At 62.5% G+C, this 12,789-nt stretch carries 9 protein-coding genes; 3 read left to right on the forward strand and 6 right to left on the reverse strand.

From position 1 onward, the window contains the following. Positions 1-46: 46 nt before the first annotated feature. Positions 47-820: an AMP nucleosidase gene (locus D0T11_RS17095; RefSeq protein ID WP_119657022.1), complete on the reverse strand. Its 774-nt coding sequence runs from the start codon at positions 818-820 to the stop codon at positions 47-49. A 242-nt stretch (positions 821-1,062) separates the two neighbouring features. Here D0T11_RS17095 and D0T11_RS17100 point away from each other — a divergent pair, with 242 nt between their 5' ends. Further along, positions 1,063-1,488: a type I restriction enzyme HsdR N-terminal domain-containing protein gene (locus tag D0T11_RS17100; protein ID WP_317127276.1), complete on the forward strand. Its 426-nt coding sequence runs from the start codon at positions 1,063-1,065 to the stop codon at positions 1,486-1,488. Positions 1,489-1,565: 77 nt separating this feature from the next. On the opposite strand, the gene D0T11_RS17105 is transcribed toward D0T11_RS17100, so the two are convergent. From D0T11_RS17105 to D0T11_RS17120, 4 genes are all read right to left on the reverse strand, one after another. Next, positions 1,566-3,998: a TonB-dependent receptor gene (locus D0T11_RS17105; protein WP_119657024.1), complete on the reverse strand. Its 2,433-nt coding sequence runs from the start codon at positions 3,996-3,998 to the stop codon at positions 1,566-1,568. 74 nt (positions 3,999-4,072) lie between these two features. Continuing rightward, entirely contained in the window at positions 4,073-5,455 is a 1,383-nt protein-coding gene (locus D0T11_RS17110) for an HTTM domain-containing protein (protein ID WP_119657025.1), read from the reverse strand. 193 nt (positions 5,456-5,648) lie between these two features. Beyond that, positions 5,649-6,764, reverse strand: a complete 1,116-nt coding sequence (locus D0T11_RS17115; protein ID WP_147374703.1) for an imelysin family protein — start codon at positions 6,762-6,764, stop codon at positions 5,649-5,651. Between the two features lie 99 nt (positions 6,765-6,863). Next, a complete protein-coding gene (locus tag D0T11_RS17120) occupies positions 6,864-7,964 on the reverse strand; it encodes a DUF4856 domain-containing protein (RefSeq protein ID WP_119657027.1) in 1,101 nt (366 codons plus the stop codon). Between the two features lie 462 nt (positions 7,965-8,426). Here D0T11_RS17120 and D0T11_RS17125 point away from each other — a divergent pair, with 462 nt between their 5' ends. Both D0T11_RS17125 and D0T11_RS17130 read left to right on the forward strand, forming a co-directional pair. Next, positions 8,427-10,310 carry a PAS domain-containing sensor histidine kinase gene (locus tag D0T11_RS17125; protein ID WP_119657028.1) on the forward strand — a complete coding sequence of 628 codons (1,884 nt, stop codon included), beginning with the start codon at positions 8,427-8,429 and terminating at the stop codon, positions 10,308-10,310. Then, the gene (locus D0T11_RS17130; RefSeq protein ID WP_182888467.1) at positions 10,291-10,704 is read left to right on the forward strand and encodes a response regulator; all 414 of its coding nucleotides are present in this window, start codon (positions 10,291-10,293) and stop codon (positions 10,702-10,704) included. Before D0T11_RS17125 ends, D0T11_RS17130 begins: the two co-directional genes overlap by 20 nt. A 6-nt stretch (positions 10,705-10,710) precedes the next feature. Here the strand turns inward: D0T11_RS17130 and D0T11_RS17135 are convergent, their stop codons facing one another. After that, a complete protein-coding gene (locus tag D0T11_RS17135) occupies positions 10,711-12,666 on the reverse strand; it encodes an LTA synthase family protein (RefSeq protein ID WP_119657030.1) in 1,956 nt (651 codons plus the stop codon). Positions 12,667-12,789: the final 123 nt, after the last annotated feature.

Below are 12,789 nucleotides of genomic sequence, written 5' to 3' on the forward strand. Positions count from 1 at the left end.
ATTTTCCAAGGAGGGGAGCTAGGTTCTGGCTTCTAAAAAGCCGTGCTTAGTCGAAGCGCATGTGCTTCACCGACTCGCCGGAGTTCTTCAACTCCAGCAGCGACTCAATACCGATTTTCAGGTGATTCAGTACGAAACCAGCCGTTACTTTCTTGTCGCTCTCCGACGTCTTCACGCCCTCGGGCGTCATGGGGTTGTCGCTTACCAGCAGCAGCGCGCCGTGCGGAATGCCGTTCACGAAGCCCACGGTGAAGATGGTAGCCGTTTCCATATCCACGGCCATGGCCCGAACCTGGCGCAGGTACTCCTTGAACGCCTCGTCGTGCTCCCACACGCGGCGGTTGGTAGTGTATACCGTGCCGGTCCAGTAGTCGAGCTCGAACTTCTTGATGACGCTGCTCACGGCCCGCTGCAAACGGAAGGAGGGCAGGGCCGGAATCTCGGCCGGCAGGTAGTCGTCGGAGGTACCCTCGCCCCGGATGGCGGCGATGGGCAGAATCAGGTCGCCGAGCTTGGTGTTGCTCTTGAGGCCGCCGCACTTGCCCAGAAACAGGGCCGCCTTGGGCTCGATGGCCGAAAGCAGGTCCATGACAGTAGCCGCCATGGGCGAGCCCATGCCGAAGTTGATGATGGTGATGCCGTTGGCCGTGGCCGTCTGCATAGGTTTGTCGAGGCCGCGCACTTCGGTGCCGAACTGCTCGGCAAACATGGTCACGTAATTGGCAAAGTTGGTGAGCAGAATATACTGGCCAAACTCTTCCAGCTCCACGCCGGTGTAGCGAGGCAGCCAGTTCTTTACAATGTCAGCTTTGGTTTTCATATGGGAGGGGTTAAGGTTGCGAAAGATAAGTTTACACCGCTACCGGCAGCTGCTTAGAGGGCGGCGGCCGGCTCGATCAGCCAGAAAGGGTAGGTACAAAAAAGCCGTCGAGGCCCGGAACGGGGGAACGACGGCACGGAAAGAAAAGCGGGACTTGAGGACCCAGGGCCGTACCTTTGGAGGTGATGCAAGAGTTGAACCTGCCGCCTTTCGAATCCAAAGTTACACAAAACGGCGAAAATTTGCTAATCTGGGACGTGCTGCGCCGCCGCCACGTGGTGCTCACGCCCGAGGAATGGGTGCGCCAGCACGTGGTGCATTACCTCATCAACCACCGGGGCTACCCTAAGGGCCTGCTCAGCCTGGAGCGTGGGCACCAGTATAACCAGCGCCAGAAACGCATCGACTTGCTGGCCCTCGACGCCACCGGCCAGCCCCTGCTGCTGGTGGAATGCAAGCGCCCCACGGTGCCCATCACGCCCGCCGTCGCCCACCAGATTGCCACCTACAACCTCACCATCGGGGCGCCGCTACTGCTGCTCAGCAACGGCTTGCAACACTACTGCTGGCGCGTGGATGCCGAGAAGCGCACGAACGAGTTGTTAGGGGAAGTGCCGGCGTACGACGCACCCCACCCCAACCCCTCCCCTCTGGGAGAGGGGCTCTAGCATTAACTTTTAGCTTCTGTTTTTAGAAACTAGATTTAGAGCCCCTCTCCCGGAGGGGAGGGGTTGGGGTGGGGTTGCTAGAACTGCGCCTGCAACGTCAGGTAGAACCCGCGGGCATCGGCCGGGATGATGCCGGGGCCGGGGTAGGCGGTGGCGCGACGGGTGAAGTAGCGGTTGTCGGTGAGGTTGTTGAGGCCGGCTTCGAGCTTGAGGAATTTGTACTCATAGCTGCCCGAGAGGTCCATAATCCAGTAGGCCGGAATTGTGCCGAATACAGCCGTAGCTTCGCGTTCGAGGGTGTTGGTGGCGTCGGTGAACTGACGGCTGGTGTAGGCGTACTGGTAGGCCAGCTTGAGGGGGCCGCGGCGCAGGGTAAGGCCTGCTTTGGCGATGAGTGAAGGCGCCAGCTCTACCTTTTTGTTGCGGAATACTTCTTTATCAATGTTGTAGCGGGCGTCAACCAGCGTCAGGTTGGAGAACACGCTCAGGCCGGTGCGGGTGTTTTCGCCCTGCAGCAGGCGCAGAATGTCGGCTTCCACGAAGGTTTCGAGGCCCAGGTTGCGCGAGCGGCCGATGTTGGTGCGCAGCAGGTAGTTCTGGCTGCGCACCGTGTCTTTTTCGGGGCTCAGGCCGATGCGGTTGTTGTAGGCCAGGTAGAACAGGCTGGCATCGTACGTGAACACGCCCGGCCGGCCGCCGCGCAGGCCCAGGTCGGCGCTGTAGCCCCGTTCGTCGCGCAGGTCTTGGTCAATGCGGATGCCGGGGTTGACGACGCGCATATCGTTGAAGTTGATGGCCCGGTAGTTCTGCGAGAAGTTGGCGTACACCTCCACCTGCTCGGTGGGCTTGAAACTGGCCCCCAGGCCGCCCAGCAGCAGGCCACGGGTGGTCTGGCGCTGCTCGGCAAAGTTGTCTTCCGACAGGAAGTTGCCGGCCTGGTCGTACTGCTGGCTCAGAAATGTACCCCGGGCGCGGGTCTGAATGAACTCGTAGCGCAGGCCGGGCGTGAGGCTGAGGCGGGGCGTGAGGTTGAAGATGTTCTCGACAAACACGGACGCATTGCGACTCGGGTACTTGTAGGCGGCCTGGACGAGGGAGGTATTCTCCTCGGCCGGATAAGAATAAAACGTGAAATCGGCGTCGGCGGCGCGCGAGCCGGGGCCCTGGCGCTGGTCGGTGAAGCCGTGGTAGTAGCGCCCGCCCACTAGCAGCGTCGAGAACGAGCCGGCCAGAGCGTAGCGGTGCAGCAGGCGCAGCTCGGAGCCCACGTTGCGGAACTCGTCGCGGATGAGCAGGCGGGGCGAGCTCAGGTCGTCGGGCCGGTCGATGCGGCTCAGGTTGCCCAGGGCGGTGCGGTCGGCCAGCAGCCCGAAGGTGCGCCAGTTGAGGCGGGTGGCGTCGGAGAAGCGGTAGTCGGCGGTGGCAGCCAGCAGGTTCCAGTTGACGCGAAACCAGTTGCGGGTGCGTTTGCTCTGGTGGGCATCCTGGGCAAATTCGGCGTCGGTGAGGCCGCCGGGCTGCTGGGCCAGGTAGTACATGCGGGTGTAGTCGAGGCCGATTTTGAGCTTTTCGGTGGCTTCGTGCTGCACGCTGGCGTAGGCCGTATGCACATCGAAGCCCGAGTTGGGCCGCCAGCCGTCGCCGCGCTTGTACTGGTAGTAGGCGTAGTAGTTGGTGCGCCCGAGCTGGCCGCCCACGCTGTTAAAGGAGTTGAAAAACCCGAACGAGCCGCCCGTCTGCCGGGTCGTGAACTGTACCTTTTTGTCAGCCGGCCCCTGGCGCAGCACGAAGTTGAGCATGCCGCCGAACTGGGTGCCGTACTGCAACGAAGCCGCCCCGCGCACCACCTCAATGCGGTCCAGGGCCTCGGTGGGGGGCGTGTAGTAGCTCTCGGGGTAACCCAGCGCGTCGGCCGAAATGTCGTAGCCGTTCTGGCGGGTATTGAAGTTGGCCGTGCGGTTGGGACTCAGCCCCCGCCCGCCAATGCCCAGCTGGATGCCCGCCCCGTCGCTTTCCCAGATGTTAAGGCCGGCCACCTTGGCAAACACCTGCCGGGCGTTGTTGGTGGCCAGGTTGGCCGTCACGTTCTTCAGCTCAATTACCTCGGTTTTCTTGGCCTCATAAATGGCCGTGCCCTCCACCGCGTTCAGCCGCCGAATCCCGAAACCCTGCTCGCGCTGGCCTTCCACATTCACTTCGCTCAGCTTCACATCCGAAGCCGCAAGGGCGAAATCCAGCGTGGCGTCGGCCGTCAGCTCCACGGGTTTCGTGAGGGAGGTGAACTGCTCGGCGAAGGCCGTGAGGGCATACGTGCCCGCCGCCAGCCCGCCAAACTGGTAGCGCCCCTGCGCATCGGTGCGCGTGAGCTGGCCCGAGTTGGTTACCAGCACTTCCGCCTGCGCCACCGGCCGGCCCGTCCGCGCATCCGTCACCCGCCCGCTCAGCGTCAGGTTTTGGCCGAGGGCGGGCAGCGTGAAAAGCAGCAGGAGCAGAAGCAGCAAGCGGGACATTGGGCGGGGGTAAAGTGAATCGGGGTGCAAAAGTACGCTTATACTGAGCGAGATACTACGGTAAGAGCGGCTACTCATTTACCCGCCGGCTCATCCTGTTCCAGCGGCAGAATCCAGGCCTTGGCCCCAAAGCCTTCCTGCTGTTGGGCTAAATCAAGTTTCGGGTTGATGAGCAGGCGGGAGCTGCGGCCGTTGAGTGTTACGTACGCTTCGGCCCGTACCTGCGGGTTGGGCACGCCGCGGCGGCGGAAATCGTCGCGCAGGATGTGGGCGAACTGCAGCAGCATATCGGGCTGGGTGGCGACTTGCTTTTCCTGCGTTACGGTGAGGTAGTCGCGGTTGCGGATTTCGGTTTCGTGGCCCGTGCGCGGGTCGCGCACGTAGAAAAATGCGGTGCCGCTTTTCTCCATCAGCATCACCCGCCACGAAAAGCGGTAGCCCTGCTCGCTCCAGAACAAGTCGCCCGGATACAGCACGAACCGCCACGGCAGCAGCACCTGCACCAGCAGCCACAGCCCCAGCGCCACCACCAGCCCCCGCGGCGCGGCTACCGGCGCAAAAACTGATTCAGAAGCCAAAACTGGCGTTGCGGCCGTCCGGCCCAGCAGGCGGCGGCCCCAGCCCAGCAGCTTCTCATGGAAGGAAGCCGGGAAAAACAGCAGCGTGCTCACCATCATGATATAGGGGAACATGCCAATCTGGAAGAGCACCGCCGTGAGCACATGGAACACCACCACCACCGTGGCGTAGGCCCAGTAACGGGTGCGCCGGGCGCTCAGAAAAAACGGAATCGTGAGGTCGTAGAAAGCGCCGAACCAGCTGAACGCGTAGGCTACCCAAAGCTGGTCGAAAAACCAGCCAAGGAGTGGCAAATCGGTGTGGGCGGGCAGCCACAGGCGTAGGGGCATGGCCTCCAAAAGCCAGTCGGGGTTGAGCTTGGCTACGCCGGCAAAAAAGTACACCATGCCCATCTGGGTGCGCAGCAGCAACCCCGCCCACTGCGGCACCGTGGCCCGCCATCGCTGCGGCTGCCAGCGCGCATCCAGCGAAAACTGCACGTTGGCCGGCACCCAAATCAACAAAAAAGCCACTACCGACACGAAGTAGTAGTGGTTGAGGTAGTTGGTTTTGTCCAGCAGCTCGACGTAGGTAAACGCCAGAAAAAACAGCACCGCCGACCACCGGTACCAGGCCCCCAGCAGGATGCCCAGCGCCCCGAGCGCCATGAGTGAGAACACCACGTGCATGCCCACCGCGCCGGCCGGCTGCACCCATTCAAACCCGTAATACGGGAAGAACACCTTGGGCGCCACGTACAGGTCTGTAATCCAGCCCTTGGCCGCAAACCGCGCAATACTGGCCAGCATCATGGCCCCAAACAGCACCCGAAACACCACAAGCGGCGCCGCCGAAACCGGCCGCATCAACCAGGAAGTGGGTTTTCTGGGGGGGAGCATAGGCGTGAGTATTGGGGTAAGCAGGAGGTAGTGCGGCTCAACAAGAACGTGTCATGCTGAGCGCAGCGCAGCGGAGTCGAAGCATCTCTACCGCAGTAGTATTCCTACTGTTGGGTTTGCCATTGCAGTAGAGATGCTTCGACTCCGCTGCGCTGCGCTCAGCATGACACGTCGTTAGCTAATGGCTCAAAAATTAGTCGCCGTCGTTGTCGGTGTAGGTAATCGAAACGCCGAGGGCCGAGGGCAGGTCGGTTTTGGTGAGGATGATGAGCTTCTGGAACTCCTCGTAGACCTTGTTGACGCTGGCCGGCTGGGTGGCTACGGCCTGGGTGAGCGGGCCGGGTACGGCGTTGATGGCGGCCAGCACGGCGTCGAACTGCTGCTCGATGACGCCGGCCAGCGGCTTGCCGTTGTACTGGGCCTTCACGTGGGTCAAATAATCATCGAGACCCAGGCCGTTGGTGGTGCCAGCCTGGCCCAGGAACAGGTTCTTTTCGGCCTGCACGTTGCGCTTGAGCAGCTCCAGCGACAGGTTGCCGTAGGGTGCTTCGGCCTTCAGGGGCTGGGGGGTGCCCGCCGTGAACCGGCCGCCCGGAATGCCTACCTTGAACCGCTTGGTCATGTCGATGTCGGCGTTGAGCTGGTTGACCAGGTTGGCTACTGCGCTACCTACAGCTGTGCCGGTAGCCTGGCGGAAAGTGCTGGTGTAGCCACCGGCCAGCCAGCCGTTGTAGGCTGCCTCGGTGCGCTGCTTTATCTCGGCGGCCACCGCCTTGGCGTAGGTGCTGCGCTTGGCCGAAGCCGCGAATTTGGCGACCACCGCTTCGGGCGTAGCACCCTCGTGCAACAAGTAATCCAGGGCCGGGAAGCCCTTGGCCGCCAAATTAGCCGATGTGCTCAGATCGGTGGTGCCAGCCCCGATGTTGCTCTCAATCTGGCTTGTGGAAGTCGGATATATATTGAGGTTGGAGCGCAGCATCTGCTGCTCGGCGGGGCCGAACTCGTAGCTGCTCACCGCCTGCCAGGCCAGATCGGCCTCGCGCAACTCGGTGCGGGCCGTTTGCAGCGTGGCTACCGACGGGCTGGCGGTAAAGGCCGCAACGGCCGCGCTCAACTGGCCGGCCTCAGTGCTCAACTCCCGCAGGCCGGGCACAATCAGCTGGTCGGAGTAATTGGTGAGCATGGCGGCCCGGTCGAAGGAGTCGGCGGGAGCGTTGTCGTCGGAGCTGCCGCTGGAGCTGCAGGCGGCCGTCAGCAAAGCGAGGCTTAGGGTAGCGGCCGTCAGGCGGAGCGTTTTCAGGTCAGGCATCAGCATAAAGCAAAATGGAAAAGCAACGGGCAGCACCGTTCCGCAGAGGGAAAAGTGCTGCCGGCTGCGAATAACAGGAGCACCGGGCTCCAAGTTCACTTAAATCGTGCCCTTGATAGCATCGAAGCCGTAGGCCGTGCTCAGCAGGTCGAGGGCGGCGCTGATGTCGGTGCCGGTGGTGAGGTAGAGGTTGTCGCCGATTTTGGCCAGCACCTGGGCCTGTACCGCGTCGCTGATTTTCCGGTCGCCCTTGTAGCGCAGGCCCATCACGAAGCCCCGGGCCTCGGAGAGGTAATGGCTCTTGAGGGCCTGGTCGGCTACCGCGCCTTTGGCCGCGTTCAGCTCGTGGATGGCGGAAGCAGCAACTACCCGCTCCCACTCGGTGCGGAGGGCGGCGGCAGCGGCGGTTTTGCCGGTCATGTCGTTGTTGGAAATGGCGGCCCGGCCCTTGAGGAAGGCGTCCATCATTGTTTTGTTGGATTTCAGGGCCGGATCTACCTGGTTGCTGTAGTTGGCCCAGTAGGTGAGGCCGGTGAGGTTGGTCGGGAAATCGGTGGGGGCCCCGAAGTAGCCGAAGGCCTCGTCCCAGTGGTGCTCCATGGCCGTGCCCTCGCCGGGCGTCACGGTCTTGTTGTCTACGGCGTTGCCAATCTGGTCATCCGTCAGGTAGCTGTCTACGGCCTGGTAGTAGAACACGGCGCCCATCAGGCCCTTCTGAATCAGCTGGCCCAGCTCCACACCCTTGGCGTTTACCAGGTACTTCTTGGTGCCGTCGGCCGAGGTGAGGCGGCCGGCCGTGCCGTTGGTGGCGGGCAGGTTGGCGCTCAGGCTGGCCGTGGCTACGTCCTTCAGGTAGCCGTCGTACTCGGCCCGCACGGTGCTCAGCGTCTTGTCGCGCAGTTGCTTGCCGGCCGTGTTCAGGGCGCTGGCCGCGAAGGGGTTGTTGGTGTTGGCGTACATGTTCTGGAGCTTCTGGGCATCGAGCACGGCGCCGGTGTTGGCCGTCTTGATGTAGGCATCCAGCTCGCCAAGCATGGCTAGGCGGGTCTGCTGGCCGCTGTAGTTGACGTTGGCGAAGGTGTAGGTCGCGGGCACGTCGTACTTGGGCGCGGCCACCTCTTTGTCGTCGGAGCAGGCTGTGAAGGTGGCGGAAGTAAGGGCCAGGGCGGCCAGGGTGAGCAAGCGGGCGGTGGAAAGCATGGAAATAGGGAGGGGCTGTTTAGAATCGTTTCAATTATGATGCAAAAGTAGAGGCCCAGACGACAACCAGCAAGCTTATCTTTAATTATTTTAAATAAAGATAAGCCACCTGCCTTCTCCTCTTCGTGTGCCCGCTGCCGGAGTCAGCCCCGGGAAGCAACACGTTTTCGCGGTAGCTGCCGCACTGGTCTGGGCCAGGTACCGGTGGGCAACGACTCTTCCTAGGGTAGCGGGACGGATGAGCGGAAGAAGACAACGAATCTGACCGGAGCAGGTACAGAAACGAACGGGTGGAGAGGCGCATCTGCCGGTCATTGGCTTGCCTGACCGTACGGGAAGCCGTTTTTCAGTGCTTTGTTCGGTTCGGCCCACGGATTAATAGATAAAAAATCGGTATTATTCAAAGAAAAATTACTCCGCTGTTAGTCATTGGAAATCAGACACCTATTTATTCCTGCTACTATGAGTTTGTCAGAATGTCCTTCCAGTAACCACCTGCTGACTTCGAAAACGGAAGCAGTTCTTGTGCTGAGTTCGGAGGGGGAAATCAGGCAGGTAAGCCCGGCCCTTACCCGGTTGCTGAGCCAACCCGCCGACACCCTGCTGGGCCGTTACCTGACCGATGTTCTGCCGCCGGCTGAAGAGGAGCGGGTCCGGCCGCTGGTGGCCCGGGCGGCGGCCGGCGAAGTGGTATGCTATCAGGGGCTGTTGCCCGGTCCCCCCCAACTCAGCGAGTGCCAGGTAGCGCTGTTGCCTCTGCTAACCGATAACCGCATTGCGGGCGTGTACGCCCTGGTCTGCTCCCGGGGGGGCGGACTACGCCCGGCTGACCAGGCGCTGCTGGTGCGGGAGCAGCAGTTATCGGTCATCTTCGACAGTATTACGGACATTACGTTTGTGCTCGATGTGGAGCCGGAAGGCCGGTACCGGTTTACGTTCGCCAACCGGGCCTTTCAGAAAACGACCGGTCTGCGCCTGGAAAAGGTTATCGGCAGTTACGTGCACGACATCATTCCGGAGCCTTCCCTGTCGCTGGTGCTGCGGAAGTACGAAAAGGCGGTGCGCACTTGCCAGCCGGTTATCTGGCAGGAAACATCGGACTATCCTACCGGGCAGCTGACGGGGGAAGTAACCATAACCCCGGTGCTGGACGAGGCCGGGGAGTGCCGCCAGCTGGTGGGCATCGTGCACGACCTGACCCGGCAGAAGAAAATAGAGGAAGATTTGCGGTTGAGTAACGAGCGGTTTCAGTACGCCATCAAAGCCACCACCGACGCGCTCTACGACTGGGACGTGGCCGCCGATACCCTGTACTGGGGGGAGGGCTACGAAATGCTCTTTGGCTACGGTCCGCAGGAAAATCCGGAGCCTTTCAGTCAGTGGGCCGAGCACGTGCTGCCCGCCGAGAAGCAGCGGGTGGTGGGCGGCCTGCGCTACATGGCCTACGAAACCACCGACTGGCACTGGCAGGAGGAATACCGCTTCCGCCGCGCCGATGGCAGCTGGGCCTGGGTGTATGACCGGGGCTACATCCTGCGCGACGAGCACGGCCGGCCGGTGCGCATGATTGGGGCCATGCAGGATATTTCGGAGCGTCGGGAGGCCCAGGAGCGCCAGCGCCTGATGAGCGAACGGCTGTTCCGTCAGAACTCGGACCTGCAACAGTTTACCTACATCGTGTCGCACAACCTGCGGGCCCCGCTGGCCAATGCCCTGGGCTTCGCCGATCTGCTGGCCCGGGTAGCGCCTGGCTCCGACGTATTCACCACGTCCTTACAGAATCTGCACACCAGCCTACGGCAGCTCGATGGGGTGCTCACCGATGTAAACACGGTTTTATCGGTGCGCGACCAGCAGGGGGGCTACCGGGCCGAGCCCGTGGCCCTGGCCGCCGTGTGCGGGCAAGCCTTGCAGGGCGTGTTGCCGCTGCTGAAGGCCTGCGGCGGAGAGTTGCGCTACGAGATTCCGGAAGATTTGCGCCTGCCCGGCAAGCGGGCGTATTTCCACAGTATCTTTCACAACCTGGTTTCCAATGCCATCAAGTACCGCTCCGATGAGCGTCCCTTGCTGATCGAAGTTGAGGCAACAACTGATGCGGACGGGGCTACCACCATCCGGGTGCGCGACAATGGCCGCGGCTTCGACCTGGCGGCGGCCGGCGACGCCGTGTTTCAGCTCTACCAGCGCTTCCATTCCGACAAAAAGGGCCGCGGAATCGGGTTGTTTCTGGTGAAGACCCACGTCGAGTCAATGGGGGGGCGCGTCAGCGTCGAAAGCCGGGAAGGAGCGGGCACCCAATTCATGCTGTACTTTAGCTCTCATGGGCATGAAAACGTACCTGATTGATGACGACCAGCTCGCCGTTTACCTCACCGAGCAGCTGCTGCGAGCGGAAGACTTTTCCAATTCCATTCACACGTTCGGGTCGGCGCGCGAAGCGCTCAACACTCTGTTGGGCGAAGGGCAAGAAGCAGCCCCGCAGGTCGTTTTCCTCGATCTGAATATGCCTCTGATGAACGGCTGGCAGTTTTTGGACGCCCTGCACCCCTACAAGGCGCACTTGCTGGGCCGGTGCTTCATCTACATCCTTACGTCCTCGCTGGCCCTGGCGGATCTGGAAAAATCCCGCCAGTATGATCTGGTGGCCGGCCTGATTCACAAGCCCATCGACAGCGGGGAAATCCGGGCCATTCAGTCGCGGCTGCTTCCCGGCCCGGGTCCTGCCGCGTTGTGGGCGTAGCGCGCTTCAGGGCTGGGCTGGGGCAGGGAGAGGGTAGAGGCGGTTTTCGGCCAGCCCGTTTACGTACCACTGCACGCAGGCCCTGAGCTCGTTGCCGTACTGGCGCAGCCTGGCCGGATCGGGGTGGGGCAGGGGTGCGGTGGGCAGCTGGTGGTTGCGGTAGGGGTAGAGGCGCACCTGATTATCGGCCGTGAGCTCGGTTACGAAATCGGTGTGCACCAGCCAGTAGCTGCCGCCGCTCAGCAGCAAGGCCCGGCCATCGGTGCCGGCATCAAATACCGAGTACCCAAACGGCAGCAGCTGGCCTTCGGCCGGCAGGCCCAGTAAGTCGAGTACGGTGGCCGGAATATCGGCTTGCTGGGTGATATGGGGCCGGCGCAGGGCGGGCAGGGGCTGGCCGGGGGCAAACAGCAGCAGCGGCGTTTTGTACTCGCCCAGCAGGTTCTGGTAATCGGCCGCGTCGGATTGCGACGTATGATCGGCCAGCAGCACGAACAGGGTGTTGCGGTACCAGGGCTGCTGGCGGGCCGCCGCGAAAAACCGACGTAATGCCAGGTCGGCGTAGGCAATGGTGGGATGAATGGGCAGCGTGCCGGCCGGCAGCCGGCCCTGGTAGCCGGCCGGCAGCCCGAACGGCTCGTGGGCGCTGAGCGTGAACAGGGTGCTGAAGAACGGCTGGCGCTGCCGGCTCAGCTGGCGGCTGAAGTATTGCAGGTAGGGTTCATCAAAGATGCCCCAATGGCCGTCAAAATCAGGGCTCTGCGCCGCACCAGGATACTCATCAAGCCCGAAGTACTGCTGCATACCAGCCATGCCCCCGAAGGTGTTAAAGCCCATCGTGCCGTTCTGCGCCCCGTGAAACAGACTGGTCTGGTAGCCGTGGCGGGCCAGCAGACTGCCTAGCCCGTGCAGCTCATCGGTCTGGAAATTGGAGGTGATGAAGGCCCCTTCCATCAGGGAGGGCAACCCGGCCAGCACCGCCGGCAGGGCCTCAATGGAACGGCGGCCGTTGGCGTAATGGTCGGGTAGCAGCCGGCCGCCGTGGGTGGCCAGCGAATCGAAGAACGGCGTGTAGCTGGGGCGGCCCGGGTTTTCCACGCCATTGTATTCAGAGCCGAAGCTTTCCAGAATCAGGACCACTACGTTGCGCCCCGGCAGCGGGGCCGCTGGCCGCCGGGGCAGCGGGCGGGCCGCCAGAGCCTGTTGCAGGGCCTCGGGCGAATCGAAATAAGCTTTCAGCTCGGGCGTTTCGTAGCCCAGGCTTTTGAGGAAAGTGAACGTGCTGTTGAGGGCCAGGTGGCCCAGCAGGGCGGGTTGCTGCACGAAGGCCGCTCCGGTGCGCAGCGGTTTCAGCTGCACCCCGCCCCGGATGCCCAGCACCGTTAGCGCAGCTACCGCAATAAGCTGCAAACTGTAAGCCCCCAGCTTTCGGCCCCCAGCTTGCCGCTCTTCTGCTTCAGCATGCGGCCCGGAGTTTGAAGCTGCTGGCTCCCGTTGCGGGGGCATGGGGTAGAAGGAGTACAGGGCCACCAGTAGTATGGCAAACGGCAGCAGCAGCCACCAGTAGCTCAGCACCAACTGCCCCGCCTGCCGCTGTACATCGGCCCCAATGGTGGTCAGCTCATTGCTGGTGCGGCGGCCGATAAAGCGGAAATACTCCCAGTCGATGAGGTTAAGCGCCACCCCGAAGCCGTTGAGCAGCAGATATACGGCCCGCACCAGCCGCTGCCACCTGCGGCCCCGGGATGGCACCAGGCTCAGCCCCAGCCACGGCAGGTTCAGCAGCAGCAACGCGGCTATATCGAACCGGAAGCCGTGCCAGAACGCCAGCCCCAGCTGCCCCGCCGACGCTTCCCGGAACGGGGCCTGGTTCAGTCCCCAAAAACCCACCCGCAGCAGCAGATAAGCCCCCAGTAGCAGGGCAAAACGACGAACCAGCAGGCGTAAGAACTCGGAGGGCATAAGCAGTCGGGCGAAGTACTGCTTCGCCCCGAAGTGGGGACAGCAAAGAGGGGAAACTGCCGGAAACGTTGCCTCCGGTCCGGCTGGCTGCGCGCGTCCTTTCAACCAGCGAGCCCCAGACAA

Origin of the sequence: Hymenobacter rubripertinctus (assembly GCF_003583925.1) — a bacterium.
GTDB lineage: Bacteria > Bacteroidota > Bacteroidia > Cytophagales > Hymenobacteraceae > Hymenobacter > Hymenobacter rubripertinctus.

What these genes read in the sequence shown, in the direction of transcription:
- D0T11_RS17095 (WP_119657022.1), bottom strand. Translation starts at nt 820, where the DNA reads ATGAAAACCAAAGCTGACATTGTAAAGAACTGGCTGCCTCGCTACACC.
- D0T11_RS17135 (WP_119657030.1), bottom strand. Translation starts at nt 12,666, where the DNA reads ATGCCCTCCGAGTTCTTACGCCTGCTGGTTCGTCGTTTTGCCCTGCTA.
- D0T11_RS17125 (WP_119657028.1), top strand. Translation starts at nt 8,427, where the DNA reads ATGAGTTTGTCAGAATGTCCTTCCAGTAACCACCTGCTGACTTCGAAA.
- D0T11_RS17110 (WP_119657025.1), bottom strand. Translation starts at nt 5,455, where the DNA reads ATGCTCCCCCCCAGAAAACCCACTTCCTGGTTGATGCGGCCGGTTTCG.
- D0T11_RS17120 (WP_119657027.1), bottom strand. Translation starts at nt 7,964, where the DNA reads ATGCTTTCCACCGCCCGCTTGCTCACCCTGGCCGCCCTGGCCCTTACT.
- D0T11_RS17130 (WP_182888467.1), top strand. Translation starts at nt 10,291, where the DNA reads ATGAAAACGTACCTGATTGATGACGACCAGCTCGCCGTTTACCTCACC.
- D0T11_RS17105 (WP_119657024.1), bottom strand. Translation starts at nt 3,998, where the DNA reads ATGTCCCGCTTGCTGCTTCTGCTCCTGCTGCTTTTCACGCTGCCCGCC.
- D0T11_RS17115 (WP_147374703.1), bottom strand. Translation starts at nt 6,764, where the DNA reads ATGCCTGACCTGAAAACGCTCCGCCTGACGGCCGCTACCCTAAGCCTC.